The organism is Streptomyces sp. TSRI0281 (assembly GCF_001905125.1).
GTDB lineage: Bacteria > Actinomycetota > Actinomycetes > Streptomycetales > Streptomycetaceae > Streptomyces.
The window spans coordinates 404,255-429,397 of record NZ_LWLE01000037.1; the positions used below are offsets into that span (position 1 = coordinate 404,255).

At 71.2% G+C, this 25,143-nt stretch carries 18 protein-coding genes and 1 pseudogene; 3 read left to right on the forward strand and 16 right to left on the reverse strand.

The genetic code is table 11. The annotated features are described in order from the left end of the window. Window positions 1–125: 125 nt before the first annotated feature. Complete coding sequence (locus A6A29_RS40760; protein ID WP_073728809.1) at window positions 126–3,329, forward strand: alpha-L-rhamnosidase; 3,204 nt, start codon at window positions 126–128, stop codon at window positions 3,327–3,329. A 101-nt stretch (window positions 3,330–3,430) separates the two neighbouring features. Here A6A29_RS40760 and A6A29_RS40765 read toward each other — a convergent pair whose 3' ends face one another. From A6A29_RS40765 to A6A29_RS44640, 9 genes are all read right to left on the reverse strand, one after another. Then, window positions 3,431–5,449 carry an elongation factor G gene (locus A6A29_RS40765; protein WP_073728811.1) on the reverse strand — a complete coding sequence of 673 codons (2,019 nt, stop codon included), beginning with the start codon at window positions 5,447–5,449 and terminating at the stop codon, window positions 3,431–3,433. A 130-nt stretch (window positions 5,450–5,579) separates the two neighbouring features. Beyond that, window positions 5,580–6,740 carry an aldose epimerase family protein gene (locus A6A29_RS40770; RefSeq protein ID WP_073728813.1) on the reverse strand — a complete coding sequence of 387 codons (1,161 nt, stop codon included), beginning with the start codon at window positions 6,738–6,740 and terminating at the stop codon, window positions 5,580–5,582. A 37-nt stretch (window positions 6,741–6,777) separates the two neighbouring features. Further along, window positions 6,778–7,812, reverse strand: a complete 1,035-nt coding sequence (locus tag A6A29_RS40775) for a LacI family DNA-binding transcriptional regulator (RefSeq protein WP_073728815.1) — start codon at window positions 7,810–7,812, stop codon at window positions 6,778–6,780. Window positions 7,813–7,856: 44 nt separating this feature from the next. Then, window positions 7,857–8,918 carry an ABC transporter permease gene (locus A6A29_RS40780; protein ID WP_073728817.1) on the reverse strand — a complete coding sequence of 354 codons (1,062 nt, stop codon included), beginning with the start codon at window positions 8,916–8,918 and terminating at the stop codon, window positions 7,857–7,859. Beyond that, entirely contained in the window at window positions 8,915–9,898 is a 984-nt protein-coding gene (locus A6A29_RS40785) for an ABC transporter permease (RefSeq protein ID WP_073728819.1), read from the reverse strand. The genes A6A29_RS40780 and A6A29_RS40785 overlap by 4 nt, the downstream gene beginning before the upstream one ends. After that, entirely contained in the window at window positions 9,895–11,601 is a 1,707-nt protein-coding gene (locus A6A29_RS40790) for a sugar ABC transporter ATP-binding protein (RefSeq protein WP_241838837.1), read from the reverse strand. The genes A6A29_RS40785 and A6A29_RS40790 overlap by 4 nt, the downstream gene beginning before the upstream one ends. 94 nt (window positions 11,602–11,695) lie before the next feature. Further along, window positions 11,696–12,781, reverse strand: coding sequence for an ABC transporter substrate-binding protein (locus tag A6A29_RS40795; RefSeq protein WP_073728823.1), 1,086 nt, complete (start codon window positions 12,779–12,781; stop codon window positions 11,696–11,698). Window positions 12,782–13,322: 541 nt separating this feature from the next. Continuing rightward, window positions 13,323–16,676, reverse strand: a complete 3,354-nt coding sequence (locus A6A29_RS40800; RefSeq protein WP_073728825.1) for a LamG-like jellyroll fold domain-containing protein — start codon at window positions 16,674–16,676, stop codon at window positions 13,323–13,325. Between the two features lie 298 nt (window positions 16,677–16,974). After that, entirely contained in the window at window positions 16,975–17,415 is a 441-nt protein-coding gene (locus A6A29_RS44640; RefSeq protein WP_073728827.1) for a hypothetical protein, read from the reverse strand. 483 nt (window positions 17,416–17,898) lie between these two features. Here A6A29_RS44640 and A6A29_RS40810 point away from each other — a divergent pair, with 483 nt between their 5' ends. Then, a complete protein-coding gene (locus tag A6A29_RS40810) occupies window positions 17,899–18,297 on the forward strand; it encodes an ATP-binding protein (protein ID WP_073728829.1) in 399 nt (132 codons plus the stop codon). Between the two features lie 235 nt (window positions 18,298–18,532). On the opposite strand, the pseudogene A6A29_RS40815 reads toward A6A29_RS40810, so the two are convergent. From A6A29_RS40815 to A6A29_RS40835, 5 genes and pseudogenes are all read right to left on the reverse strand, one after another. Further along, a pseudogene (locus A6A29_RS40815) lies at window positions 18,533–19,496 on the reverse strand (rhamnogalacturonan lyase family protein); the annotation flags it as partial. A gap of 163 nt (window positions 19,497–19,659) precedes the next feature. Beyond that, window positions 19,660–19,986, reverse strand: coding sequence for a YkvA family protein (locus tag A6A29_RS40820; RefSeq protein WP_073728831.1), 327 nt, complete (start codon window positions 19,984–19,986; stop codon window positions 19,660–19,662). Between the two features lie 68 nt (window positions 19,987–20,054). Then, window positions 20,055–20,309, reverse strand: a complete 255-nt coding sequence (locus A6A29_RS40825) for a WhiB family transcriptional regulator (RefSeq protein ID WP_073728833.1) — start codon at window positions 20,307–20,309, stop codon at window positions 20,055–20,057. Window positions 20,310–20,532: 223 nt separating this feature from the next. Continuing rightward, on the reverse strand, window positions 20,533–21,624 hold the full coding sequence (locus A6A29_RS40830) for a PP2C family protein-serine/threonine phosphatase (RefSeq protein WP_073728835.1): 1,092 nt from the start codon (window positions 21,622–21,624) through the stop codon (window positions 20,533–20,535). Window positions 21,625–21,688: 64 nt separating this feature from the next. Next, window positions 21,689–22,525, reverse strand: coding sequence for a Scr1 family TA system antitoxin-like transcriptional regulator (locus tag A6A29_RS40835; RefSeq protein WP_073728837.1), 837 nt, complete (start codon window positions 22,523–22,525; stop codon window positions 21,689–21,691). A 213-nt stretch (window positions 22,526–22,738) separates the two neighbouring features. Between A6A29_RS40835 and A6A29_RS40840 the strand changes: the two genes are divergently transcribed. Then, window positions 22,739–23,140, forward strand: coding sequence for an ATP-binding protein (locus A6A29_RS40840; RefSeq protein ID WP_241838838.1), 402 nt, complete (start codon window positions 22,739–22,741; stop codon window positions 23,138–23,140). Window positions 23,141–23,333: 193 nt separating this feature from the next. Here A6A29_RS40840 and A6A29_RS40845 read toward each other — a convergent pair whose 3' ends face one another. Both A6A29_RS40845 and A6A29_RS40850 read right to left on the reverse strand, forming a co-directional pair. Continuing rightward, window positions 23,334–24,041, reverse strand: coding sequence for a ribonuclease H family protein (locus tag A6A29_RS40845; RefSeq protein ID WP_073728914.1), 708 nt, complete (start codon window positions 24,039–24,041; stop codon window positions 23,334–23,336). Between the two features lie 73 nt (window positions 24,042–24,114). Further along, window positions 24,115–24,744 carry a DUF6629 family protein gene (locus A6A29_RS40850; RefSeq protein WP_073728841.1) on the reverse strand — a complete coding sequence of 210 codons (630 nt, stop codon included), beginning with the start codon at window positions 24,742–24,744 and terminating at the stop codon, window positions 24,115–24,117. Between the last annotated feature and the right edge of the window lie 399 nt (window positions 24,745–25,143).

Here is a 25,143-nt window from a genome sequence, read left to right on the forward strand (position 1 = left end):
GCCGTTGCACGCCCGAGCAGTCATGAAAGGTTTCAGTCTCAACATGCCTATTGACGTAGCACACCCACAACTCTAGCTTCACTGCCGTGAAACGATTCATCATCGAGTCGTAACGGAGCCGCGTTGTGATCAACAGAAGACGACTGCTCAGCACCACCGCCGCCACCGCTCTGGGAGCCGCCCTCTCCGGCACCGCCGTCCCCGCCGCCCGCGCCGCGGAGCGGGCGCGGGGCGCCGCCGACGCGGTCCGGGTCGCCGGACCGGGCGTCGAATACGTACACCATCCGCTTGGCCTCGACACTCCGCGCCCCAGGCTGAGTTGGCCGCTCACCTCCGACCGGCCCGGCCACCGGCAGAGCGCCTACCGGCTGCGGGTCGCCACGGACCCCGGGCGGCTTGCCGAACCGGACGTCTGGGACAGCGGCAAGGTCACGTCCGGCCGGTCCGTCCTGGTGCCGTACGCGGGACCGCCCCTGGTGTCCCGCACGCGCTACTTCTGGTCGGTGCGGGTCTGGGACGCCGACGGCTCGGCCTCTGGATGGAGCGCGCCGTCCTGGTGGGAGACCGGACTCCTGGAGGCCGCCGACTGGTCCGCCCGGTGGATCGGCGCGCCCGCCGCGCTGACCGGTGCGCCCGCACTGGACGACGCCTCATGGATCTGGTTCCCCGAAGGGGATCCGGCCAACAGCGCACCCGCGGCGACACGTTGGTTCCGCGGCCGGGCCGACGTCCCGCCGGACGTCACCCGCGCCCGCCTGGTGCTGACCGCCGACGACGGCTTCACCGCCCATGTGAACGGCGTCGAGGTGGCCCGCACCAAGGCGGACGGCCCCGCGCGGAACTGGAGCCGCCCGGTCCTGGTGGACGTGACCTCACGCCTCCGGCCGGGCACCAACGTGATCGCGGTGTCCGCCACCAATGCCGAGACCGGACCGGCCGGACTGCTGGGCGTACTGGAACTCACCACCGCCGACGGGGTGCGCACCCTTCCCACCGGCGCCGACTGGCGCACCGCGGACCGGGAGCCCGCGGGCGACTGGCGCTCCGCCGGTTACGACGACACCTCCTGGTCCACCGCCGCCGTCCTCGCCCCCTGGGGCTCCGGCCCCTGGGGGAAGGTCCCGGTGGCGCACTCCCCCGCCGGGCGGCTGCGCCAGGAGTTCCGGCTGGGGCGCGGGACCGTGGCACGGGCCCGCCTGTACTCCACCGCGCTCGGCCTGTACGAGGCGTATCTGAACGGCGAGCGGGTCGGCGAGGACCGGCTCGCGCCGGGCTGGACCGACTACCGCAAGCGCGTCCAGTACCAGACGTACGACGTGACGGCCCTGCTCCGGCCCGGCGGCAACGCGCTCGGGGTGACGCTGGCCGCGGGCTGGTACGCGGGCGGCATCGGCTGGTTCGGCCCCCACCAGTACGGTGAACAGCCCGCCGTGCTGGCCCAGTTGGAGATCACCTACACCGACGGGACGAGCGAGCGGGTGGTCTCGGACACCGGCTGGCGCGCGGCTGCCGGGCCGGTCACCGAGGCCGACCTGATGGCGGGCGAGGTGTACGACGCCCGCCTGGAGACGGACGGGTGGACGCGCACCGGGTTCGACGACAGCGCCTGGGCCGCGGCGGACGCCGTCGACGGGGTGACGGCGGCGGTGGTCGCCGAGGTGGGCGGGCCCTCCCGGGTGGCACACGAGCTGACGGCCCGTGCGGTGACCGAGCCCCGGCCCGGCGTGTTCGTCTTCGACCTCGGCCAGAACATGGTGGGAACGGCCCGGCTGACCGTCAGCGGTCCGGCCGGAACCACCGTGCGGATGCGGCACGCCGAGGTACTCGACCCGGACGGCACGATCTACACCGCCAATCTGCGCACCGCCCGCGCCACCGACACGTACATCCTCAAGGGGCGCGGGACGGAGACGTACGAGCCGCGCTTCACCTTCCACGGCTTCCGCTATGTCGAGGTCACCGGATTTCCCGGCCGGCCGTCGCGCGACGCGGTCGTGGGGCGCGTCATCCACACCGCGGCGCCCTTCACCATGGACTTCTCCACGAACGTTCCCCTGCTCAACCAGCTGCACAGCAACATCACTTGGGGCCAGCGCGGGAACTTCGTCTCGATTCCGACCGACACCCCGGCACGGGACGAACGGCTCGGCTGGACCGGTGACATCAATGTGTTCGCCCCCACCGCCGCGTACACGATGGAATCGGCCCGCTTCCTCACCAAGTGGCTCCAGGACCTGCGCGACGACCAGGCCGCCGACGGCGCCTTCCCGGACGTGGCGCCGCTCGTCGGGCCGGTCGGCAAGGGCGTGGCGGGGTGGGGCGACGCCGGGGTCACCGTGCCCTGGGCGCTGTACCGGGCGTACGGGGACGTGAGGGTGCTGGAGCAGTCCTGGGCCTCGATGGTGAAGTGGCTGGACTACCTCACCACGCACAGCACCGGCCTGCTGCGCCCCGACGAGGGGTACGGCGACTGGCTCAACATCCAGGACGAGACGCCCAAGGACGTCATCGGTACGGCGTACTTCGCGCACAGCGCCGATCTCGTGGCCCGGACCGCCGAGGTGCTGGGCAAGGACCCGGAGCCGTACCGGGCGCTGTTCGGCCGGGTCCGGGACGCGTTCCGTGCCGCCTATGTCTCGGCGGACGGGCGCGTGAAGGGGGACACACAGACGGCGTACGTGCTGGCCCTGTCCATGGATCTGCTCACCGCGACCGACCGGGCGCCCGCCGCCGACCGGCTGGTCGCGCTGATCGAGGCGAAGGACTGGCATCTGTCGACCGGCTTCCTCGGTACGCCGCGACTGCTCCCGGTGCTCACCGCCACCGGTCATACGGACGTCGCCTACCGGCTGCTGACACAGCGGACGTTCCCCAGCTGGGGCTATCAGATCGACCGGGGCGCGACCACGATGTGGGAGCGCTGGGACTCCATCAGGCCGGACGGAAGTTTCCAGGACGCCGGGATGAACTCGTTCAACCACTACGCGTACGGCTCGGTCGGCGAATGGATGTACGCGAACATCGCGGGCATCGCCCCGGGCGCCCCGGGCTTCCGGAAGATCGTGGTCCGGCCGCGCCCCGGCGGCGGGGTGACCGAGGCACAAGGCCGCTTCGACTCGCTCTACGGACCGGTCACCACCCGCTGGTCGACGGGCCGGAAGGGCTTCTCGCTGCGGGTCTCGTTCCCCGCCAACACCACGGCCGAGGTCTGGGTCCCGGGCGGCGGCAGCGCCTCGGCCGAGGGCGGCTCGGCGCGGTTCCTCCGGCTGGAGGAGGGGTGCGCGGTGTTCGCGGCGGGTTCGGGAACACATCGCTTCACCGCGACCTGAGCCCGTCGCGGGTGCCTTGCGGGCCGCATCGGTCCCGGAGGGCGGACAGCAGTCAGGGGTGGTGCGGGCCGGTGAACCGGACCGCACCACCCCTTCCGTGGTCAGCTGCCGTCGCCGCCCGTGCCGACCCGGCGCAGGGTGCGCAGCAGATACTCCTTGCGGTGCAGCGGATCGTGGTCCGTGCGCGAGCGCTCCGGGGGCGTTCCGGTGACCGGCAGGTGGTGCGCGAAGGCGGACTCCAGGACGCCCTCCCCCCGCGTCATCTCCGGAAGCAGTTGCTGGAGTTCATGCACACGGGCGGCCGGGACATCTCCCTCCAGCGTGCATACCGAGCCCCGCACCACGGGTGTCCCCGGCACGGCGCGCAGCCGGGCGAGCACCGGCACCAGCGGCCCGAAGGTGTCGTAGGGCAGCTCGATCCGGAAGCGGTGCATCGGCTCGTACACCCTGGTTCCGGCCTCTCGCAGGGCGCTCATCAGCACCAGCGGCGTCAGGTGGCGGAAGTCACCGGCGGTGCTCGACATCGTCTTGTCGAAGGTCGCATGGGAATGGCTCTGCCGGGGCCAGTATCCCGAATGCGTCATCGTGACCACGCAGTCGGTGACCTGCCAGCCGTGAATTCCCTGGTGCAGTGTGGTCCGTACGGTTTCCTCCACCGCCCTCATGAAGGAATAGGGCATGGAGCCGAGTTCCACTTCCCGCCGGAATTCCACTCCGCTGCCGGGCGCGGCGGGTTCGACCCGGAGTCCGACGGTGGCGAGAAAGGGGTTGGGGTCCTTGTCGATGATCTCGAAGGCGGCGCCCGTGCCGACGGGCCGCTCCAGGCAGATGGTCGTGGTCTCGCGGAACGTGACCTCGACGCCGAACTCGTCCGCCAGCGTCGCCTGGATGACCTCCTTCTGCACCTCGCCGTAGAGGGAGACGGACACCTCCTGCCGGATGTCGTCGTGCCGCAGAGCGATCAGCGGGTCCTGTTCGGCGAGCCGGCCGAGGGCGAGGTGCAGGGTGCCCCGGTCCGCCCGGCGGCGGGGGACGACGACCGTCTCCAGGGTCGGCGGGGCGAAGTGGTGCACCGCCGGTCCGGCCGCCGCGTCGCCGATCGTGTCACCGATCCGGATGTCCGCGAGCCCCCGGATCCTGGCGATCCGGCCCGCGCCGACACCATGGCCGCGCACTTCCGCACCCCGGTCGAAGACACTGATCGCGGAGACCTTGCCCTCGCTTTGTGTGCCGTCCGCGCCGCGGAACCGGAGCACTTCGCGTGTACGCACCGTCCCGGTGAACATCCGGATGTACGCGATCTTCTCCCCCGCCGGGCCGCGTTCGACCTTGAACACCGTGCCGGAGGCCGGACTGTGGGCGTCGCCCGCCGCGGTGGGCAGCAGTTCGGTGATTCCGGCGACCAGGTCGGCGACGCCCGCGCCCGTGGCGGCGGAGCCGAAGAACACCGGATGCACCAGCGCCCGCCCGGTCTGCGCGGCCAGTTCGCCGCGGAGCCGCTCGTACGGGACAGCCGTCGGATCGTCGACGTACGCGGCGAGCAGGTCGTCGTCGTGGGCGGTGAGCAGCTCCGTCAGCGCGGCGGTGAAGGCGGCGTCGGCCGCCGTGAACGGGGTACCGCACGCGTCGCGGGTGCCCAGCCCCCGGGCCGAGCCCATCGCGACGACGTCCGGGGAGAGCCGTTCCGCGATGCTCGCGAGGATCTGTTCGTACCGTGCTCCGGCCCGGTCGGTCTTGTTGACGAAGATCAGGGTCGGGATACGCAGCCTGCGCAGCGTCCGCATCAGGACGCGAGTCTGCGCCTGGACGCCCTCCACGGCGGAGACCACCAGCACGGCGCCGTCGAGCACGCCGAGGACCCGTTCCACCTCGGCGATGAAGTCCGGGTGGCCGGGGGTGTCGATCAGGTTGACCGCGATGTCGCCGATGACGAAGGAGACGACGGCGGACTTGATCGTGATGCCGCGCTGCCGTTCCAGGTCGAGCGAATCGGTCTGTGTACTGCCGTCGTCGACGCTGCCGATGTCGTCGATGACTCCGGCGGCGTGGAGCAGCCGCTCGGTCAGGCTCGTCTTACCGGCGTCGACGTGCGCCAGAATTCCCAGATTCAACGTATGCACTGAGCTTCATGCCCTCAAGATAGGTGTGAATTCCTGTCTGGGTGGACACAAAAGCTCCGCGCATAATCATCTCCTGGGTCGAATGCGTGTGCCGGGATTACAGCAGGGCGCCGCGGCGGCCCGCAACCGGTTAATCGGTCCGGGCGTTCCCCGGGGCGCCCGTGAGGTGGGGGAAGCGCCATTCCGTACGGCTGCGCATCGTGTCGCCGGGGCGCAGCACGGTGCTCGGGTGGGCGGGGCGGTTGGGTGAGTCGGGGAGGTGCTGGGTCTCCAGGCAGACCGAGCCGTGGCGCCCGTGGCGGCGGCCCCGGGCATCGGTGAACGTGCCGTCGAGCTGGTTGGCGGTGTAGACCTGGATTCCCGGTTCGGTGGTCCAAATCTCCAGCGTCCGGGCCGCGTCGGGGGCGGTGAGCCGTGCGGCGCGGCGCAGGTCGCCGGGGTGCCGGGGGGCGGTGGCCGGGTCCGGATCGACCTCCGGATCGGCAGCCGGGTCCACGTTCGGGTCCGCGTCCGGGTCGCGGAGGATCCAGCAGTGGTCGAAGCCGCCCGCCAGGCGTAGTTGCTCGTCGGGGAGGGCGATCCGCTCCCCCACACGGCGCGGTGCCGTGAGGTCGAACGGGGTGCCCCGCACGGGCGCCGCGGGTCCCTCGGGGATGCCGTCGGGGTCGATCGGGAGGTAGTGGTCGGCGTCGACCTCCAGCGTGTGGCCGAGGATGTCACCGCCGCCCAGGTTGAGGTAGGCGTGGTGGGTGAGGTTGACGACCGTGGGACGGTCGGTGGTCGCGGTGTAGTCGAGGGCGAGGGTGCCGGTGGTGTCGAGGGTGTAGGTCACGGCGGCGTCCAGCGTGCCGGGAAAGCCCATGTCGCCGTCGGGACTGCGCAGGGTGAGCCGGAGGGCCGCGGCGGTGTGGCTGACCCGGGCGGTGGCCCGCCACACCTTGGTGTGGAAGCCGTCGGGGCCGCCGTGCAGCGCGTGGCCGCGGTCGTTGGCGGGGATGTGGTGCGTGGTGCCGTCGAGGGTGAAGCGGCCGTGCGCGATGCGGTTGGCGTAGCGTCCGACGACGGCACCGAAGTAGGGGTTCTCGCCGGTGTAGTCGTCGATCCCGGTGAGCGACCGGACGATGTGACCGGGGTGCCCGGCGGTGTCCGGCACGGTGAGGCTGTGCAGGACACCGCCGTACGTGAGGACTTCGGCCCGGACTCCCGTACCGGAGTCGAGGGTCCAGAGGTGGGCCTGCGTATGCCCGTGGGCGGAGCCGAACGGTGTGCGGTGCGCGGTGGGGCGGGGCATCGGAGTTCCTTGTGGGAGCGCGCCGCCGGGCGGGCCCCTACGAGCCGAGGGGGTCGGGGCCGGTTCGGGGCGCGGTGGATTCGCGGACGATGAGGCGGTATCCGGGGCGTGGCCGCCGGGGCTCGGACACCGGGTCCCCCGTGAGGCGTTCCACGAGGCTGTCCACGGCGAGCCGGGCGATGGCTTCCTTGTCGGGGGCGATGGTGGTGAGGGTGGTCGTGCCGTACCGGCTCTCCTCGATGTCGTCGAAGCCGACGACGGCGATGTCGGCCGGGACGGCGAGCCGGCGCTCCGTGATCGTGCGCATGGCCCCGACCGCGATGAGGTCGTTGTAGGCGAACACCGCGTCGGGCCGCTCGCCCCGGTCGAGGAGGGAGGCCATGGCCGCGGCCCCGTCCTCGCGGCCGTAGCCGTCGGTGACCACGACCAGGGACTCGTCCGGCTCGATGCCCGCCGCCACCAGTTCCTCGCGCCAGCCCCGCAGCCGCAGGTGGGCGGGCTGGCGTTCGCGACCGGTGCGGGAGCCGAGGAACGCGATCCGGCGGTGCCCGTTGTCGATCAGGTGGCGTACGGCCTCGCGGGACGCGGCCACGTTGTCGATGGCGATGTGGTCGTACGGGGCCTCGTACTCGCGCTCCCCCAGCAGGACCAGGGGCGCCGTCTCGGTGCGCGCCATCAGGTCCTCCGTCTCCAGATGGATGGGGCTGAGGATGAGGCCGTCGATCACATGGGACCGGAATCCCTGACTGACCAGCAGTTCCTTCTCCCGGAGGCCCGCCGTGTGGTCGACCAGCACGGTGTAGTCGTGCCGGGCGGCCGCGTCGACGACGGCTCCGGCCAGTTCCGCGAAGTACGGGTTGCCGAACTCGGGCACCGCGAGGGCGATGATGCCGGTGCGGCCCTTGCGCAGATGGCGGGCGGTGAGGTTCGGCCGGTAGCCGAGCTCGTCGATCGCCTGCTGCACCTTGGCCCGCATCTTGGGTGTGACGTGCTGATAGTTGTTCACCACGTTCGACACGGTCTTGATGGACACGCCCGCCCGTTGCGCAACGTCCTTGAGGCTGACGCCCACGGCACTCCTTGACTTGGATTCGGCTCTGCCCGGCCCCGACCGGTTCAGGTGGTTCTGCGACTGCGCGCCAGATAGCGCTGGGCCACGACGACAACGATAAGGAAGCCCCCGCTGACCACCGACTGGTACGAGGAGTTGAGCGAGCCGATCTGGTTGATGAGGTTCTGGATGACGGCGAGCAGCAGAACACCCCAGAGTGTGCCGCTGACCGAACCGGCACCGCCGACGAGCAGCGTTCCGCCGATGACGACGGCGGAGATCGCGTCCAGCTCCATGCCCACGCCGACGATGGTCACGCCGGAGGACAGCCTGGCCGCGTTGAGTGCCCCGGCCAGTCCGGCCAGCAGCCCGCTGAGCGTGTAGACGAGGATCTTCGTACGGGCGACGGGGAGGCCCATCAGGGTGGCGGCGTCGCCGCTGCCTCCGACGGCGAACAGGGTCTGCCCGAACGAGGTGCGCTGGAGCAGCAGGCCGCCCGCCCCGAACAGCACCAGGGCGATCAGGATCGGGTACCCGAAGCCCTGGACGCTGCCCTGTCCCAGTTCGGCGAAGGCGGACCCCTTGGGCACCAGATACGTGGTGGCGCCCTCGTCGGTGAGGGCGAGGAGGATGCCCCGGGCCGCGAGCAGGGTGGCGAGGGTGACGATGAAGGGCGCCATTCCCGCCCGCGCGATCAGGAAGCCGTTGAGCAGTCCGATCGCGCCGCACGCCACGAGGGGCACCAGCAGTGCGGGCAGGAGGCCCCCTTGCGAGGCCCAGGCGGCCAGGACTCCGCCGAGGGCGAAGACGGAGCCGACCGACAGGTCGATGCCGCCGGTGATGATGACCGGGGTCATGCCGAGGGCGACGACGGCGAGGAACGACGCCTGCACGGTCACCCCGCGGGCGTTGTCCAGGGAGGCGAACGTCGGATAGACGAACGAGGCGATGACCACGACGGTCAGCAGGACCGCGAGGACGCCCTGCCGCTGGACGAGTTCGGCGATGCGCTGCCGGGGTGCCGGTTCGGGGCGAACGAGGGGGCGGGGCGCGCCGCCGTGTCCGGCCGTGGGTGTCTTCCGCGGTGCCGGGGCCTGGGCCGCGGGGGCGGGGGTGGTTTCGTTCATCGGGACCGACGCTCCCGGGCGACGTAGACGGCGGCGATGATGATGGCCGCCTGGGCGATCTGTGCGGTGGAGTCGGGCAGGTCGTGCTTGACGAGCGTGGCGCGCAACAGCTGCATCAGCAGGGCGCCCGCCACGGTGCCGAGCACCCGGATGGAGCCTCCGCCCAGCGGTGTGCCGCCGACCACGACGGCGGTGATGGCGGACAGTTCCATGAGGGTGCCCAGCGAGGACGGGTCGCTGGCGGTGAGCCTCGCGGTGGCGAGGATGCCGGCCAGGGCGGCCAGCACGCCGCAGAGCATGTACACGCCGATGAGTACGCGGGTGACGGGCAGTCCGGCCAGGGTGGCCGCCGAGCGGTTGCCGCCGATGGCGACGAGCCGGCGGCCGAAGGTGGTGCGGTGGACCAGGAACGCGACGGCTACGGCGAGCGCGCCCGCGATCAGCACGACCAGCGGGATACCGAGGAACGAACCGGTTCCCAGGGCGAGCAGCTCCGGGTTGACGATCTGCTTGAGCCGGCCGTCGGCCAGGACCAGGGCCAGGCCCCGGCCGCCGACGAACAGCGCGAGTGTGGCGACGATGGGCTGGAGCCCGACGAGGGAGACCAGGGTTCCGTTGATCGCGCCGACGACCGCGCCCGCCAGCATCGCGACGACGAGCGCGGGCACGAGCCCGTATCCGAGGTAGAGCGGCAGGAGCGCCGTGGCCAGGGCCATGGTGGAGCCGACGGACAGGTCGATGCCCTCGGTGCCGATGACCAGGGCCATGCCCAGGGCGACGATCACGATGGGAGCGACCTGGACGAGCTGGGTACGCAGGTTGTCGGCGGTCATGAAGTGTTCGGTGAACAGGGCGTTGAAGAGCAGCACCACGACGACGGCGGCGTACACGCCGTACTCCTGGTACCAGGCGGGGTCGCGCAGCCGCGCCAGGGGGTTCGCGGGTTTCGTGGGCGGGGAGAGCGTGGCGGGGGTGGTCATCGGGGGTCCTCCTGAGCGGCCGGGGCCTTCCCTCGGGGCTCCGGTGTGTGGTCGGCGAGCACGGCGAGCAGGCGGCTCTCCGCCACGTCGTCGCCCGCCAGTTCGCCCGCGACGGAGCCCCCGCGCAGGACGACGACGCGGTCGGCGCCCTCGATGAGTTCCTCGATGTCGGAGGAGATGAGCAGGACCGCCAGGCCCTCGCGGGCCAGGTCGTCGATGAGGCTCTGGACCTCGGCCTTGGCGCCGACATCGATGCCCCGGGTGGGTTCGTCCAGCAGCAGGACCTTGGGTTCCAGGCAGAGCCAGCGGGCCAGCAGCACCTTCTGCTGGTTGCCGCCGGACAGCTCACCGACCTTCTGCTCGGGGCTGGACGCCTTGATCCGCAGGCGCTTCACGAAGATGTCGACGATGCGGTCCTGCCTGGCCCGGGAGATGACACCGGCACGGGAGAGGCGGGGCATGGCCGCCAGCACGATGTTCTCGCGGACGGAGAGACCGGGGACGATCCCGTCGGCCTTGCGGTCCTCGGGCAGCCGGCTGATGCCCGCCCGGATCGCGGCCGCCGGGGTGAGGCGGCTCAGCCGGTGGCCGTCGACGCTCACGTCTCCGGCGTCCAGGCCGAGGGCGCCGGACAGGGCCTTGGCCGTCTCGCTGCGGCCGGAGCCGAGGAGCCCGCCGAGTCCGAGCACCTCGCCGGCGTACAACGACAGAGATATGTCGTGGAGTTGGTGGCGGCTGGAGAGTCCCGTGGCGGTGAGCGCGGGGGTGCGGGCCGCGTCGTGTCCCTCGGCGGCGAAGCCGGTGACCCCGGAGCGGCGCACCTCGGCCAGGTCGCGGCCGAGCATCATCGACACCAGTTGCATCCGGTCCAGGTCCGCGAGGTCGCCGGTATGGATGTGGCGGCCGTCGCGGAGCACGGTGACGCGGTCGCAGACGCGGTACAGCTCGTCCATACGATGGCTGACGTAGAGGACCGCGATGCCCTGGCCGCGCAGGTTCGCGATGACCCGGAAGAGCGTCTCCACCTCACGCGGTTCGAGGGAGGAGGTGGGTTCGTCCATGATGACGACCTGGGCGCGGACGGAGACGGCACGGGCCAGCGCGACCATCTGCTGGGTGCCGATTCCCAGGGTGTGCAGGGGCCTTCGGGGGTCGAGGCGGACGCCGAAACCGTCGAGGAGCTCGGTCGTCTCGCGGTGCATCCGGGCGAAGTCGATGAGCCCGAGGCGGTTCTTGGGCTCGCGGCCGAGGAAGATGTTGCGCGCCACGCTCATCAGCGGGACGAGGTTCACCTCCTGATAGATGGTGGAGATCCCGGCCTGCTGGGCCTCGGACGGCCGGGCGAAGCGGACCGGCGATCCGGCCATCCGCAGTTCGCCCCCGTCGGGCCGGTACACCCCGGTCAGCACCTTGATGAGGGTGGATTTCCCGGCGCCGTTCTCACCGACCAGCGCATGGGTCTCCCCGGCGCGCAGGGCGAGGGAGACGTCGTCGAGGGCGACGACCCCCGGGAACCGCTTGCTCACCGAGCGGGCCTCCAGCACGGCACCGACGGGAAGTGCCGTGGCTCCGACGGCTGTTGGGACCTCGGTGGCCGTAGGGGCACCGGGGGCTCCGTCGGCTGCCGGGGCTTCGGCCGAGGCGGTCGCTACGGGCCCGGCGGGGGCCTGCGACGGCTCGGGTACTGCTTCGGGTGGCGCCATCGAACCTGACCTTCCGGTGTTACGGGAATGTGGGCCCGGCGGCCGTCGTGGCATCGGGCGGCGCCGCGACGGCCATGAGCCGGAGGGAGGGGGGTCAGTACGCGCCGCCGAGGGACGCCTCGGCGTTGGACTCGTCGTACGCGCGGTCGGTGATGATCACGTTCTCCGGGATCTCCTCGCCGCCGTAGAACTTCTGCGCGGTCGCGAAGGCCAGCGGCCCGAAGCGCGGATTGGACTCGATGACGGCGTTGTATTCGCCGTTGACCAGTGCCTGCACCGCGTTGCGGGTGCCGTCGACCGAGACGATCTTGACGTCCTTGCCGGGCTTCTTCCCGGCGGCCTTGAGCGCGGTGACGGCACCGAGGCCCATCTCGTCGTTCTCCGCGTAGACGGCGGTGATGTCGGGCTTGGACTGGATGAGCTGCTCCATGACCTGCTGGCCCTTGTCCCGGGCGAACTCGCCGGTCTGCTGGGCGACGATCTCGATGCCCGGCGCCTCGGCCTTGATCCGGTCGACGAAGCCCTTGGTCCGGTCGGTGGTGACGTTGTTGCCGGAGGCACCGAGGAGGATGGCGACCTTGCCCTTGCCGCCGGTCGCCTTGATCATCGCGTCGGCGGCGCGCTTGCCCTGCTCGACGAAGTCGGAACCGAGGAAGGCCACATAGTCCTTGCAGGCTGTGGAGTTGACCTTGCGGTCGATGGTGAGGACGGGCACCTTCTTGGCGGCGGCGGCCTTCAGGGCGGGTTCCAGGCCGTCCGAGTTCAGCGGGGCGACGATGAGGAACTGGGCGCCCTGCGACAGCATGTCCTGGATGTCACTGATCTGCTTGGAGAGCTGCGACTGCGCGTTGGTGGTGAGCAGCTTCTTGACGCCGACCTTCTTGGCCTCGTCCTTGATGGACCGGGTCTCGGCGATACGGAACGGGTTGGCTTCCTTCTCCGACTGCGAGAAGCCGACCACCGCGTCCTTGAGGTCCAGCTTCGGCGCGCCGTAGGTCTGCAGCGAACAGCCCGAACCGGAGCTGCTTTCGGGGGACTCGGCCGCCTGGGCGCCCTGGCCGCTGTCGGAACCCGCGCTGTTCGTGGTCTCCGACTTGGCGCAGCCGGCGGCGGCCAGCGTGGCGGTGGCCGCGAGCAGGCAGGCCGCGGCGAGGGTACGGGATCGGCGCTGGATCATCATGCGCGGGACGCTCCTTGGCGGATTGACCGCACGCCGATCGGCGTGCGGTCGGAACAGGGACGATGACTGGATGACGTGGCGGACGCTCGACGGCCGAGGGGACCGCATCGCTCACACCCCTGTGCCGTCCTGCGTGAACGGCGGCCGAGGGGGCTTGCGCGGCCTGTCGGCGGCTCGGTTTACAACGTTATATATGCGGTGAGGTGCAAGCGGCAAGAGCGCGTCCGGAGGGTTTCCGCCCTGTGTCGACGCCCGGTGCCGGCAGCGCGAGGGGTGGCCAACTCCGCGCGGGTATAAGGGCTTTGCGTACGTTGATTCCGTGCCGGAGCTTCGGCCGGCTCGCGACGAGGGGGCCGGTACGGAGGTCGGCGGTACGGAGGTCGGCGGTACGGAGGTCGGCGGTGCGGGCGACCTGCCGGACCGATCGGGCCGGTCGGGCCGGTCGGCCGACCGCACCGCACCGCACCGCACCGCACCGAGGGCCGGTGGCCGGGCGGCGATGAGCGCCGCGTCGCCTCCCGCCCGGCCCCTCCGCGGACGCCTACGGCTGTTCGCCGCCGTGGAGTGCGCTCACCTCGTCGTCGGTGAGCGCCCTGTCGTACACCTTCACCTGGTCGATGGAGCCGTCGAAGAAGTCACCTTTGCTGCCACCCCACTTGGCGCGGCCCACGGAGAGCGGCCCGGTGCTGACGTCGGCCGGACCCGCCGCGGCGGTCACCACCGGCTTCCCGTCGACGTACAGCTTCAGCTCGTCCCCGTCGCGTACGCCGACGAGGTGGTACCACGTGCCCGTCCGCGGCTCCATCTCCAGCCGCGCGCGGTGGCCGCCCGGGGTGCTGAAGGCGAACGCGCCCTGTCCGTACTGGAGATAGAACGGATTCTCCTGGCGCCGGCCGTCCTGACTGACCACCGTGGCGTAGTTGCCCGGGAGCGAGTCCAGTGACGCCCAGGCCGACACCGAGTAGGGCCCGCTGGTGTCGACCACCGGGCCGCGGGTCTCGGCGTACTGTCCGGCGCCGTCGAACCTGAGCGCGGAGCCCTTCACGCCCGGCGTCCAGGAGGCGCCCGCGACGAGTGCCAGGGGCGCCCTGTTGGGGCCGCTGTCGGCGGCAGTCGTACCCCTGCCCTCGTCCAGCGACCACGCGGCGCCGCCCTTCAGCCCGTCGCGGTCACCGGCCGCCGCGCCCGCCGCGATGACCTGCCGGTTGATCCGGCGGACCTTGACGGGGTCGACCTTGATCTCCCTGCGGTCGTATGTCCAGAGGCCGTTGAGTTCGTTCTCCAGGTCGCTGACCTGGGTGTACACGGAGCCGGACAGCTCGGCGCCGGCGGCCGCGAGGTAGTACGTACGGGTGTTGTCGACGTACTTCGCGGTGAGCGCGGCCTTGTCCGCGACCCCGCTGTAGATGGCGGCGGGAGCGCCCGGCCACATGTGCCCGGGGGTACGGAGCGTGAATCCGCCGTGCTCACCGTCCATCGCGGCCCGGTGGTCGGGGAACGGTGCGTCGTTGTTCACGTAGTCGTGGTGGTCGATGATGTCGCCCTTGCCGGAATCACCCTTCGAGGAACAGCAGTTGACCCCGCTGTGGGCATTGACGACACGGGACGGATCATCGGCCCCGACCGCTTCGGCGATCTTTCCGGTCTCGGTGCGGTCCCACTCGCCCCAGCCCTCGTTGAAGACGATCCAGCCGCCGATCGAGGGCGAGTTGTGCAGTTGCTTCATCATCTCCCGACCCTGGGAGAGGAAGGCCCGCTTGCCCTGGTCACCGCTGATGTCGCTGGAGACAAAGTCCTGCCACACCAGTAGACCGAGCCGGTCGGCGTGGTAGTACCACCGGGGCGACTCCACCTTGATGTGCTTGCGCACCGCGTTGAAACCGAGGTCCTTCTGAGCCTTGAGGTCGAAGGTGAGCGCGGCGTCGCTGGGCTGGGTGTAGAGGCCGTCGGGCCAGAATCCCTGGTCCAGCATGGCGAGGGAGAAGAAGGGCTTTCCGTTGAGCACGAGCTTCTGGTAGCCGCCCACCTTGTCGATCTTCAGGGAACGCATCCCGAAGTAGCTCTCGACGGTGTCCGTGGACCGGCCGTCGGTCAGGGTCACATCGAGGTCGTACAGGTACGGGTCGTCCGGCGACCAGAGGTGCGGGTTCCGCACCGGCAGGGTCAGCGCGCGGTTGGCCGGTCCGGTGACCGTGCCGACGACCTTGCCCCTGCGGTCGCGGGCGACGGCCTTGACGCGGGCCCCGGCCGAGGCGTCGGCGGAGTTGACGGTCAGCGCGAGCGTGCCGCTGCCGATGTCCGGGGTGGTCGTCAGTGTGTCCACGGAGGCGGGGGCGACCGGTTCCATCCACACGGTCTGCCAGATGCCGGAGGAGGGGGTGTAGACGATGCCGCCGGGGTTCGTGGACTGCTTGCCCTTGGGCTGGTCGGGTCCGGTCACATCGGTGACCGCCACCACGATCTCCTGCGGGCCGCGGCCCTTCAGCGCGTCGGTGATGTCGGCGCTGAATCCGGTGTAGCCGCCGGTGTGTTCGGTGACCTTCGTCCCGTTGACCCAGACCGTGGCCCGGTAGTCGACGGCGTCGAAGTTGAGCTTCAGCCGCTGGGGCCCGCTGCCGCCGACGGACCAGTTCTTGGGCACCGTGACGAGCCTGCGGTAGAACATGTGGTCCTCGTGGCGTTCGAGGCCCGACAGCTGGGACTCCACGGGGAACGGCACGGTGATGCGCTCGGCGAGCCTCTTGCCGAAGACGGGCTGCTCACCCTCGGTGGCCCCGGCGAACTCCCAGGGGCCGTTGAGGTTCTGCCACTTGGCCCGCACCTGCTGCGGCCGGGGGTACTCGGGCAGCGGGTGGTCCCGGTCGAGCTTGTCGCCCCACGAGGTGGTCAGCCGGTGCGTGGAGAGGTTCCTGGCCGTGCGGCTGATCTCCGGGACGATCTCGTCGCCCGACCGGAGACCGCCCTCACCGTCGTACGCGAACCGGACCTGCTGGCCCTTCTGCACGGGCCCGGTGAGCGTGACAATGAGCGCCTTCGGGTTGTCCGAGGCCCTGACGACCGACTTCACCGGCATCGGGGAGGTGTCGGTCTCGATCCTGAGATGGTCCTTGACGCCCGCGATGTCGCTGACCCGGTCCTCGAAGGTGGCCTGGATCCGGGTGCCGTCCTCGGCGACGCCCAGGCCCACCGGGTAGACCTCGAAGCCGGCGGGCGGGGTGAAGGCGGACTCGGGCACGATCTGCTTCTTGAGCTTCTCGCTCGACCAGCGCAGGAACATGTTGGCGCCGCCGGTGTCCTGGAACATCTCCAGCCGGAACTCGTGCGGCTCCCCGGCGGTCAACGCGACGGGCTCGCTGGTCTGTTCGTTGTCCCAGTCCGGCTGCCAGTGGTCGATGACAACGTTGTTATCGAGGAAGAGTCTGAACCCGTTGTCGCCGCTGGCGGCGAAGGTGTAGTCGCCCGTCTCGGGCGCCTCCAGAAGGCCGGTCCAGCGGGCCGTCGTGTGTTCGGTCCTGCCGGTCGCGGACTCGAACGCACCGGTGAGTCCAGGGAAGTTGATCTCGGGATCCAGGACTGTCGCACCGAGCTCGGCGAAGTCGCGGGCACCGGGGGCGGACATGCTGAAGTACTCGCCCTTCAGCCCGTTCACCTCGATGGCCGGGTCGTCGTGGGCGAAGGCGGTCGCCGCGGCTCCGGCGGGCGCGACGGCGGGCGTGGCAGGCGCGGCGGCAGCCGCCGGGACCAGCGTGGCACCGACGGGTATCAGCAGGGCCGCGGCACAGGCCAGCGCCCTGAACAGGGCTCGGGGGCGGGGGTGTTGTCGTCTCAAGGCGTCGTCCTCGTCGAAGGAACCGAAGTGCCTCGGACCTGTGAGGCACAGCACATGGTCGAACATTGAGCCACACCGCCAAACGCACCACAACGGTCGTGCACGCAAAATTTCCAACGATAGAAATTTGGTGCGGCCGTGTCCCCCGACCACTCGGCCGGGGGACACGGCCCGGAGCAGGCAGAACTCGTCCGCCGGCCCACCCTTCGCCGGTGCGGTCCCACGACCCCGCAGCCCGGCGACCGGCCCGATGCCGGACGAACACGGCGGGACGCACACGGCGGGACACACACGGACGCGGACGCGAGCGTGGCCGGAGTCACGGCCTGTTACGCCCACGCGTCCCGACCGTCCGGCCCCCGCGTTACCCGCAGTGGGAATTACCCATTGTCACCCTCTTACGGAACAGCCCTCCCCAGTCTATGCACGACCCCTGCGCATAGAGATAAACCGGGCCGGCATAGGAGGTGTAATTTCCGCTGTCCCACACCGTCGACGCATCATCCCCTGAGCGTCTCAGGACCACGTCCATCAACTCCGGCGCCCCCACTGCGTTACGAAGGGTCACTGCGCAGTTTTTCCCGTTGCCACTGTTGTACGTCAGGTAGACGACCGCTTCACCGCCCAGGCCAACGGAGTCGATCAGCGCGTAACCGGAGCCGCAGACACCGTTGTACGAGGCCACGGACGAGGCGGCCGTCGCGGTACCGGGCATGGCCACCAGTGATCCCACCGCGATTCCCAGCGACGCCCCATAAGTGGCCAGTCGCCGAATTTTCGACGCGCCCTTAATCCTCTTGATCATTTCTCTGAACACCATCCTCGCGTCGATTTTTGCGCTGTTTCTCGAAAGGTGAGATTAAGCCCAGGAAAGGGTATGGCGACAGAAATGTTTGGGACATCCGTGGCCTGAAGATGACGAGGTTCGGCTTCCGCTCGGGAAGAACGGTGCCGAGGCACCGGCTCGTACCCGGAGTTCCACGTGCTCCGCGGGTCATCCCGATCCGGTGTGTCCGACATTGACGTCAGCCGAGCCCGGCACGAGGAGTGCGGGGCCGTGTTCGTCAGTCGGGGCGCGCGCTGGATCGTGATATGGGATCCGACAGGCGCCGCTTACTGCCTCACGGGCCGTGACCCTGGACGGGCGGGGGCGGGCGACGGCCGCGATCACGACCGCCAGAATTCTCCGGACACGGTCCATGCAATCCGTGAGCGGGGGTAGGCGAACCCTTGTCAAGGTGCCAACTCGACGGGGTGAGTGTGCATGAGTACCGAAGACCACATTCCGATGACGCCTTCGCCCATAGGAGAGACGCGTACCGAGTTCGTCTGCCGGCCTCAGCGGGCCGCCGACGCGCGCGAGGCGGTCGCCTCATTCCTGCTGCGGCTGCATCCCGCTCCGGCAGCTCACACGGTCCAGAATCTGCTGCTGCTCGTGTCGGAGCTGGTCACCAACGCGCTCCGGCACGCCGGAGGTGTCACCGCGCTGTGGCTGAAGGTGGACCGTAGCGGCGTCCATATAAGCGTCACCGATCCGAGCTCCGTCCATCCCCAGCCCCGGACACCCGACCTGACGGGGCGGACCGGCGGCTTCGGATGGCTGATGGTGCGGCGGCTGGCCCCCGGGGTCAGCGTGCGCGACCGGTCCGGTGGCGGCAAGGTCATCACGGCCAGCGTTCCGCACTGACCGCCGGGGGACACCGGCGGACACCGATGACCGCCCGCCGATGTCCGCGACGCCGCAGAATTCCCCGGCGGCCGATGACCGGGGCGGCGGACGCCCCGGCGGGGGCGTACGACGACCGGGGGCGTACAACGACCGGGAGCGCACGACGACCGGGGCAGGACCCTCCGCCGACCGGGAGCGCACGACGACCGGGGCAGGTCCCTCCGCCGACCGGGGAGGGTATCGGGCCCGTCCGCTACGGAGTGCTCAGATCGGGCCGCGGGGCGACCGGTACCCCGGAGCCGATCGCGAAACTCGGGTGCGGTGGCTGGTGTACGCGGATTTTGCGAGGCCGGAGCGGTGCGGTACTGGGTGTCGAGGAGCAGCGTGGTCATCCTCGTGCCGGTCTCGTACGGCGTGGAGGAGATCCGCAGGGCGGTGTTGTCCGTGGTCGGCCGGACGACTTCCTCGCGCCAGTCGCCGAAGAGGTCTCCGGACAGTGCGGGCGTGGCCTTGGTGCCGTTGGAGGAGTGGACCGAGGCACCGGTCAGCAGTCGGGTGTCGCCCGAGGTGCCGTACTTGTCGATACGGGTTCCGTCGAGGAGTTCGCGGGTGGTGTCGCCGTCCCACCGGATCAGGAAGTTCGTGCTGGACGGCTTGCGTCCGCTCACGACGGCGCCCTGCGGGTTGCGCGCTCCGTCCACGGCCGACGGCCAGGACTCGGCGCCGGGGCTGCCGGACCAGATGCCGCCGGACACTCCGCGACCGTTGTCCCCGCTCGCCGGGGTCGACCAAAGGATCTGCCCGGTTCTGGCGTCGGCCGTCCATGACGACGGCTTCGCGCTGTCCTCGTCCACCTTGAACTCTTCCGGGCCCGGCCGGGAGGGATCGAGATCACCGACGTGCATGGCGTCGCCGTGGCCGTTCCTCGTGGTCCACAGGCCGTTGCTGTTGTCGTCGACGGCCATCGCGCCGTAGACGATCTCGTCCCTGCCGTCACCGTCGACGTCGGCCACGGAGAGCTGGTGGTTGCCCTGGCCGTCGTACCCCTTGCCGGAATTGGTCGAACTGGTGGTGTCGAAGGTCCACCGTCGCGTGAACGCGCCGTCGCGCCCGTCCCAGGCGGCGATGACGCTGCGGGTGCAGTAGCCGCGCGTCATGATCAGGGACGGCCTGGAGCTGTCCAGGTACGCGGTCCCGGCGAGGAAGCGGTCGGACCGTCGCGGCCCCGGAGGTCTGCCCCGCGGCGACCAGCCCGGCCACGGCGAGAAGACCGGCGGCGAAGGCGCCGAGCAGCGCACGGGCAGGGCAGGCCCGGCGTCGACGGCGGCGGGTGGGGGGCTGTGGGTGTTCCACGGTACGCACCTTCCGGCCAGGGGTGGGTTACGTACCGTCAGTCGCTCCCGGCCGCCGAAAGGTTGCCGCCCGCGGGCGGACCCCTCTCGCCCCGCCTGCGGCTGCGGCGTGGAGCGAGCGCAGGGCCAGCATCAGGAACCCGATGTCGTCGAGGTAGACGGGGTCCGGCAGCAGGTCCACCGGGGACACGGTGTAGATCACCGCCGCCCACACCAGTGCCTTGTCACGCAGCGGGATTCCCGCGTCCAGCAGGAGCTTCCTGGCCTTGATCACGCGGACGAGGAGAATCGCCGCCACGCCCAGGGTGAGCAGCGCGGCGGCCGCGCCGATGAGGAGCCAAGCGGTGGTGTCCATGACTCATCGTGCACCGGAACGGTCCGGAAGGCGGGGCTGCGGGTGGTGGGGCATCGGCGCGTCGGCGGTCAGCGGGTCTCCTTGACGCGCCTGCGGGTGCGGCGCTTCAGTGCTCGCCGCTCGTCCTCGCCCAGGCCGCCCCAGACGCCGGAGTCCTGTCCGTTCTCCAGGGCCCACCGCAGGCACTGCTCCCGCACGGGGCAGGTCGCGCAGACCGCCTTGGCGTCCTCGGTCTGGACGAGTGCCGGGCCTGTGCTCCCGATGGGGAAGAACAGGTCGGGGTCCACCTCGCGGCAGGCCGCGCGCATGCGCCAGTTCTCCATGTGACTCACTCCCGATGTTCGGGGTCGGTTGGTTCGGTCCGTACCGGTGCGCCTGACCGCCAACAGGCACCTGAAACCACGAACGGCGCGGCAGTACGCATCGGGGGCGGAACCGGGCCGGTCCCGGCGGTCGGTCGGGCTGCACGGGGGCAGTCCTGGGGGGCGGTGCGGCTCCGGGCCCGGGACAGAACCGGCGCCCGAGGCTCGCGGCTCCGGGACCGGGTCAGTGCAGGGGGCGGTGCAGGGCGAGAAGTGCCTGGTCGTCCTGGGCCCTGCCACCGGTGTGGCGTCCCACGTCCTCGATCAGGGCGTGGAGGATCTGCGCCGGAGTGGCCGGGTCGCCGACGAGCGCGCGGTTCCGGAGCAGCTCCGGCAGGCGCACGGCGGGGTCGTAGAACGTTCCGTCGACGTCGCGGGCCTCGGTGATGCCGTCCGTGAAACACACCAGCGTCGCGCCGGGCGGAAAGGGAAAGGTGTCGACGGGGGACGTCCAGGTTCCCAGCGCGCTCATCCCCAGCGGAGGCGCCTCCTCCGACGGTTCGAGCGCGGTGGCGGCCCCCTGTTCGTCCAGCAGCAGGGGCGGCGGGTGGCCGCGGTTGACGATGCGTACGGCGGTGAGGTCCGCGGCGAACTCGGCGATCAGGGCGGTGGTGAAGCCTTCCTCCTGCTCCTGGCCACCCCGTCGCCCGCCCTCGCGCAGGAGCGCCTGCTCCAGTGAGAGCACCAGGCCGGGCAGGTCCTCGGCCTGGTCCGCGGCATACCGGAAGGCCCCCAGGTCCGCGGAGACCGCGCTCACGGCACCGAGCCCCTTGCCCCGTACGTCCCCGACCATCACGCGTGTGCCGAACGGCGTGTCCTGTACGACGTAGAGGTCGCCGCCGATCATGGCCTCGTCCTCGGCGGGCATGTAGAGCGCCGCGATCCGCAGCTCGCCCAGGCGCGACGGGGGCCTGGGCAGCACGGCGCGCTGGGCCACCGCGGCGACCTGGCGGGCGCGCCGGGTCGTGGCGTGCTGGCCCTCCAGCGTGCGGTTGATGAAGACGGCGAGGACGGTTACGGCCAGCAGGGTGATCTGGTTGGCCACACCCCGTTCCCAGCCGAAAGTGCCGTCCACGTGGGCGAGCACCGCGTGGACGGCCATGGAGACGAGGCCGACCGCGATGATGCCCCGAAGCCCCAGCAGCGGTGCGGCGGCGACGGGCGCCACCGTGAGCAGCGGCGCGGAGGTCACATCGGTCGGGGTCACCAGGTCGAACACGACGGCCAGGACGATGACCCCGACGGGGATCCACTGGGCTCTGCGCGGCTGCACCACTCCCCCACACTGTCCGGCACCGGCGCCCGCCGCCATCCCGGTCACCGCCGGTGCGCGGCCCCGCTCACCAGCCGGGCAGCGGCGTGCCGGGGTGCGGTGCGGCCGCGCACGCCGCGTCGAGCCGGATGCGGTGGCCCATCACGATGTCCGGGTCGTCGATGATGTCCACCCGGACGCCCGGGGTCTCCAGGATGGCCTGGTCACCGATCTCGGGTGCGGGCACCCGGAGCAGGTGCAGCGGCGGTACGCCGGTCATGGCGTGCGGCGGATGGTCGAGCGGAACCACCTGCACGGTGAGGTGCTTTTGGTGCGCGGCGTCGGCCAGTGTCCTGCGCTGTTCGTCCATGACGTCGTGGCTGCCGACCAGGGTGTGCAGGGCGGCGGCGGGCAGCAGCGCCCACAGCGCGGCGCCTCGGTCGCGCAGGCGGCGCTGGCGCTCCCGCAGCAGCTCTACGCGCCTCTCCCGCTGGGCGGGGGTGTCCTCGGGGTACTGCGCCCGGTACAGCGCATCGGCGTACGCGGGGGTGCGCAGCAGTTCCGGTACGAGCGCGGGGTGCCAGGTCCGCACCAGGCCGGCCGAGGATTCCATGCCGATGACGTCCTGCTGCCAGCTCTCCATCGCGTCCCGCCACCCGTGCCACCAGCCGGGAAGGTTCGCGGCGCCGAGTCCGGCCATGATCGGTTCGGCCATCGCGGCCGGGACCGCGTAGCAGTCGAGCAGTTCCCCGATCTGCCGGGCGTCCAGTCCGGTCTCGGCCCGTTCGATGCGCCGCACGGTGGCCGGGTGGGCGTCCAGCGCCTCGGCCGCGGCCTGCAGGCTGACGCCTGCCCGCTCCCGCAGCAGCCGGAGTCGTGCCGCCAGAACGCGGTGCTCCACGGTGGGGCCGGATCGGGGTCTCATGCACGTGCCTTCCTCGGTGGGGCCTCAATGGGGAGCAATCCACACACTCTGTCGCTTGCAAAGTATGCGCTTTGCACCGAGAGTACATACATGTCGGAAATAGTCAGTTGCGCGAAACGCGCTCCCGATGCTGGCAGCACACGGGCACACAGCTGGTGGGTTCCCCGCATCGCCAAAGGCGTTCCGGAAGCCCGTCACCGTGTGCAGGAGGCGATGCGGGCGTGGGGCGAACCGGCGGACCGCGTCGAAGCCGCGGCCCTGATAGTGACCGAGCTGGTCACGAACGCCGTGCAGCACACCAGCACCCGACGGATCCGGTGCCGATTGCTCCGCTCCGCCGACGGGGTACGCATCTGCGTATGGAACCGCGGCCGGGCCGCCATTCCGTCCCCGACCCCACCCGGAGACCGGGCGGGGCCCGCGCCCGGTGCCGCGGAGACGCCGGACGGTTCCGACTGTCCCGACGGACTCGACGGCCTCGACGGTCTCGCGGTCCGGGACGCGGACATGTCACTGCCGGAGGACGGCAGGGGCCTGCTGCTCGTGGACGCGCTGGCGGCACGGTGGGGGACGCGCGTCGCCCTGGCGGGCCGGCTGGTCTGGGCCGACATCTGATCCGAGCGCCGGCACCGGGCCGAGCGTGGCCATCACGCCGCCGGACGGCGCCACGGACCACCGGGCACCATCTCAGGGCCCCCGGCACCGCCGCGGAGCCCCCAGCACCGCTTCAGGGCTCGGCGCCCCCTGCCCGCACGGCCGAGCACGGCGTCCGCGCCGAGCGCCCCCGCCCGCGCCGCCCAGTACCGCGTCAGACCGCAGCGGCCCGGCATTCCGGGTGGCCCCAGCCGTTCGGGTTCTTCGCGATCATGTCCTTGGCCGCGTACGGCTTTCCGCAGTGGCACCGGCCCGCGAATCTGGCCCGGATCGTGCTGGTGGTGGAGCGCGCCGGGCGCGAGGCACCCGCCGCCTTGCCGGCCGTCCCATCCGTACCTTCCGACCGGCCGACCTTGGTGGACCGGGCAGGAGCGGGCGTCGGCAGTTCCGAGGAACCGTGTGCCGTGCCCGCCGCCCGCTGCGTGACCGCGGCCTCGCTGGCGGCCTGATCGGCCAGCGCGTTCAGCGGGTCCCCGTTCACCTGGTGGGCGGGCACATAGCGAAAGGTCACGTTCCGACCGCTCAGCCGGTCGTCGATCCGTGTGACCAGCTCCCGGTTGGCCACCGGCTTGCCGCCCGAGGTCTTCCAGCCGTTGCGCTTCCAGCCCGGCAGCCACTTCGTCACCGCGTTCATCGCGTACTGCGAGTCCATCCGCACCTCGACGGGCACGGCGGGATCGGTGGAATCCAGCAGTTCCAGCAGAGCCGTCAGCTCCGCGACGTTATTGGTGGCGGTGCCCAGCGGGCCCGCCTCCCAGCGCTCCGGGCGCCCCTGCGCGTCGGCCACGACCCACGCCCAGGCGGCCGGCCCGGGATTACCCTTCGACGCCCCGTCACACGCGGCGATGATGCACTCGTCCATGCCCCTGATCATGCCAGCACCGCATGACCGATCGGTTCCGTCGCTCCGGCTTACCGGTCGGCGTCACCCTCGCTCACGGCGACGCGACGGCCACCGGGGGCCTTCGGCCGGCCCAGCCGAGCAGGACGACGGAGCACACCGCCGCGAACGCGCACCAGGTGGAGATGAACTCCAGCCGCCACAGCGCCGCGCAGACGGCGGCGCCGACCGCGACCAGCACCCCGAGGAACCACAGGCGCCGGTCGCCCGACAGGAGCAGGGAGCCGACGGTGGCCAGGAGATAGCCCGCGACGAGCAGTTGCGGATGCGGCAGGTTCAGTACGTACCCGAGGGTGTGCCCCCTGACCTCGGCCGTCACCGGGCGGGCGGAGAGGGCGTACCCGAGGAACACGGCGGTGACCGCTCCGGCGGCGAGGGGCACCAGCAGCCGGGCGCGGGCGCGGGGCGGAGCCGCGCAGAACACGCCGAGCGGCACCCACAGGGCCAGCAGCGGAAGCGCGATGACCGCCCAGGCGACGGTGGCCGGGCCGGTGCCGCCGTCCGAGCGCCAGACCACCGACTCGATGATCTGGTGCGCCCCGAGCAGCAGGGGCAGCGCGGCCAGGGGAAGATCGCGGGCCCGGCGGGTGCGCGCGACGGCGGCCACGCCGATCGCGACGATGACGGTGCCCGCCGCCAGGTCGGCGGTCGCACTCCAGCACATGACGTCACCCCCGGGCCCGGACTCGCGCGCAACGGTCGTTTCCGGGGCAACGCTACGGCTCCGCGGTTCCGGACGCCGCCCCAAGAGTCGTCCGCTCCACGCGGCGTCCACCCCACGCGGCGCCCGCCCCACACATCACCCGCTCCACGCACCGTCCACCCCGCGCGGCGCCCGCCGCACGCATCACCCGCTCCACGCGGCGTCCGTCGCCCCGGCAGCCACCGGACATCTCAACGCATCGGTGATCGCGTTCCTCCGCCCCGGCCGGCCGTCGAGCGCGACACCCAACTCTCGTACACACATGCGGCGTTCCCTCTTCGCGCGCCCATAGGGTACGGGAGCCCCCGCCTCCACGCGCCCGCTTGACCTCAAGCTTGCCTGAGGTCCTAGCGTGCTGTG

What these genes read in the sequence shown, in the direction of transcription:
- A6A29_RS40840 (WP_241838838.1), top strand. Translation starts at nt 22,739, where the DNA reads ATGCGGGCGTGGGGCGAACCGGCGGACCGCGTCGAAGCCGCGGCCCTG.
- A6A29_RS40780 (WP_073728817.1), bottom strand. Translation starts at nt 8,918, where the DNA reads ATGAACGAAACCACCCCCGCCCCCGCGGCCCAGGCCCCGGCACCGCGG.
- A6A29_RS40770 (WP_073728813.1), bottom strand. Translation starts at nt 6,740, where the DNA reads ATGCCCCGCCCCACCGCGCACCGCACACCGTTCGGCTCCGCCCACGGG.
- A6A29_RS40825 (WP_073728833.1), bottom strand. Translation starts at nt 20,309, where the DNA reads ATGGAGAACTGGCGCATGCGCGCGGCCTGCCGCGAGGTGGACCCCGAC.
- A6A29_RS40850 (WP_073728841.1), bottom strand. Translation starts at nt 24,744, where the DNA reads ATGTGCTGGAGTGCGACCGCCGACCTGGCGGCGGGCACCGTCATCGTC.
- A6A29_RS40790 (WP_241838837.1), bottom strand. Translation starts at nt 11,601, where the DNA reads ATGGCGCCACCCGAAGCAGTACCCGAGCCGTCGCAGGCCCCCGCCGGG.
- A6A29_RS44640 (WP_073728827.1), bottom strand. Translation starts at nt 17,415, where the DNA reads ATGATCAAGAGGATTAAGGGCGCGTCGAAAATTCGGCGACTGGCCACT.
- A6A29_RS40820 (WP_073728831.1), bottom strand. Translation starts at nt 19,986, where the DNA reads ATGGACACCACCGCTTGGCTCCTCATCGGCGCGGCCGCCGCGCTGCTC.
- A6A29_RS40800 (WP_073728825.1), bottom strand. Translation starts at nt 16,676, where the DNA reads ATGTTCGACCATGTGCTGTGCCTCACAGGTCCGAGGCACTTCGGTTCC.
- A6A29_RS40835 (WP_073728837.1), bottom strand. Translation starts at nt 22,525, where the DNA reads ATGAGACCCCGATCCGGCCCCACCGTGGAGCACCGCGTTCTGGCGGCA.
- A6A29_RS40810 (WP_073728829.1), top strand. Translation starts at nt 17,899, where the DNA reads ATGACGCCTTCGCCCATAGGAGAGACGCGTACCGAGTTCGTCTGCCGG.
- A6A29_RS40845 (WP_073728914.1), bottom strand. Translation starts at nt 24,041, where the DNA reads ATGGACGAGTGCATCATCGCCGCGTGTGACGGGGCGTCGAAGGGTAAT.
- A6A29_RS40795 (WP_073728823.1), bottom strand. Translation starts at nt 12,781, where the DNA reads ATGATGATCCAGCGCCGATCCCGTACCCTCGCCGCGGCCTGCCTGCTC.
- A6A29_RS40785 (WP_073728819.1), bottom strand. Translation starts at nt 9,898, where the DNA reads ATGACCACCCCCGCCACGCTCTCCCCGCCCACGAAACCCGCGAACCCC.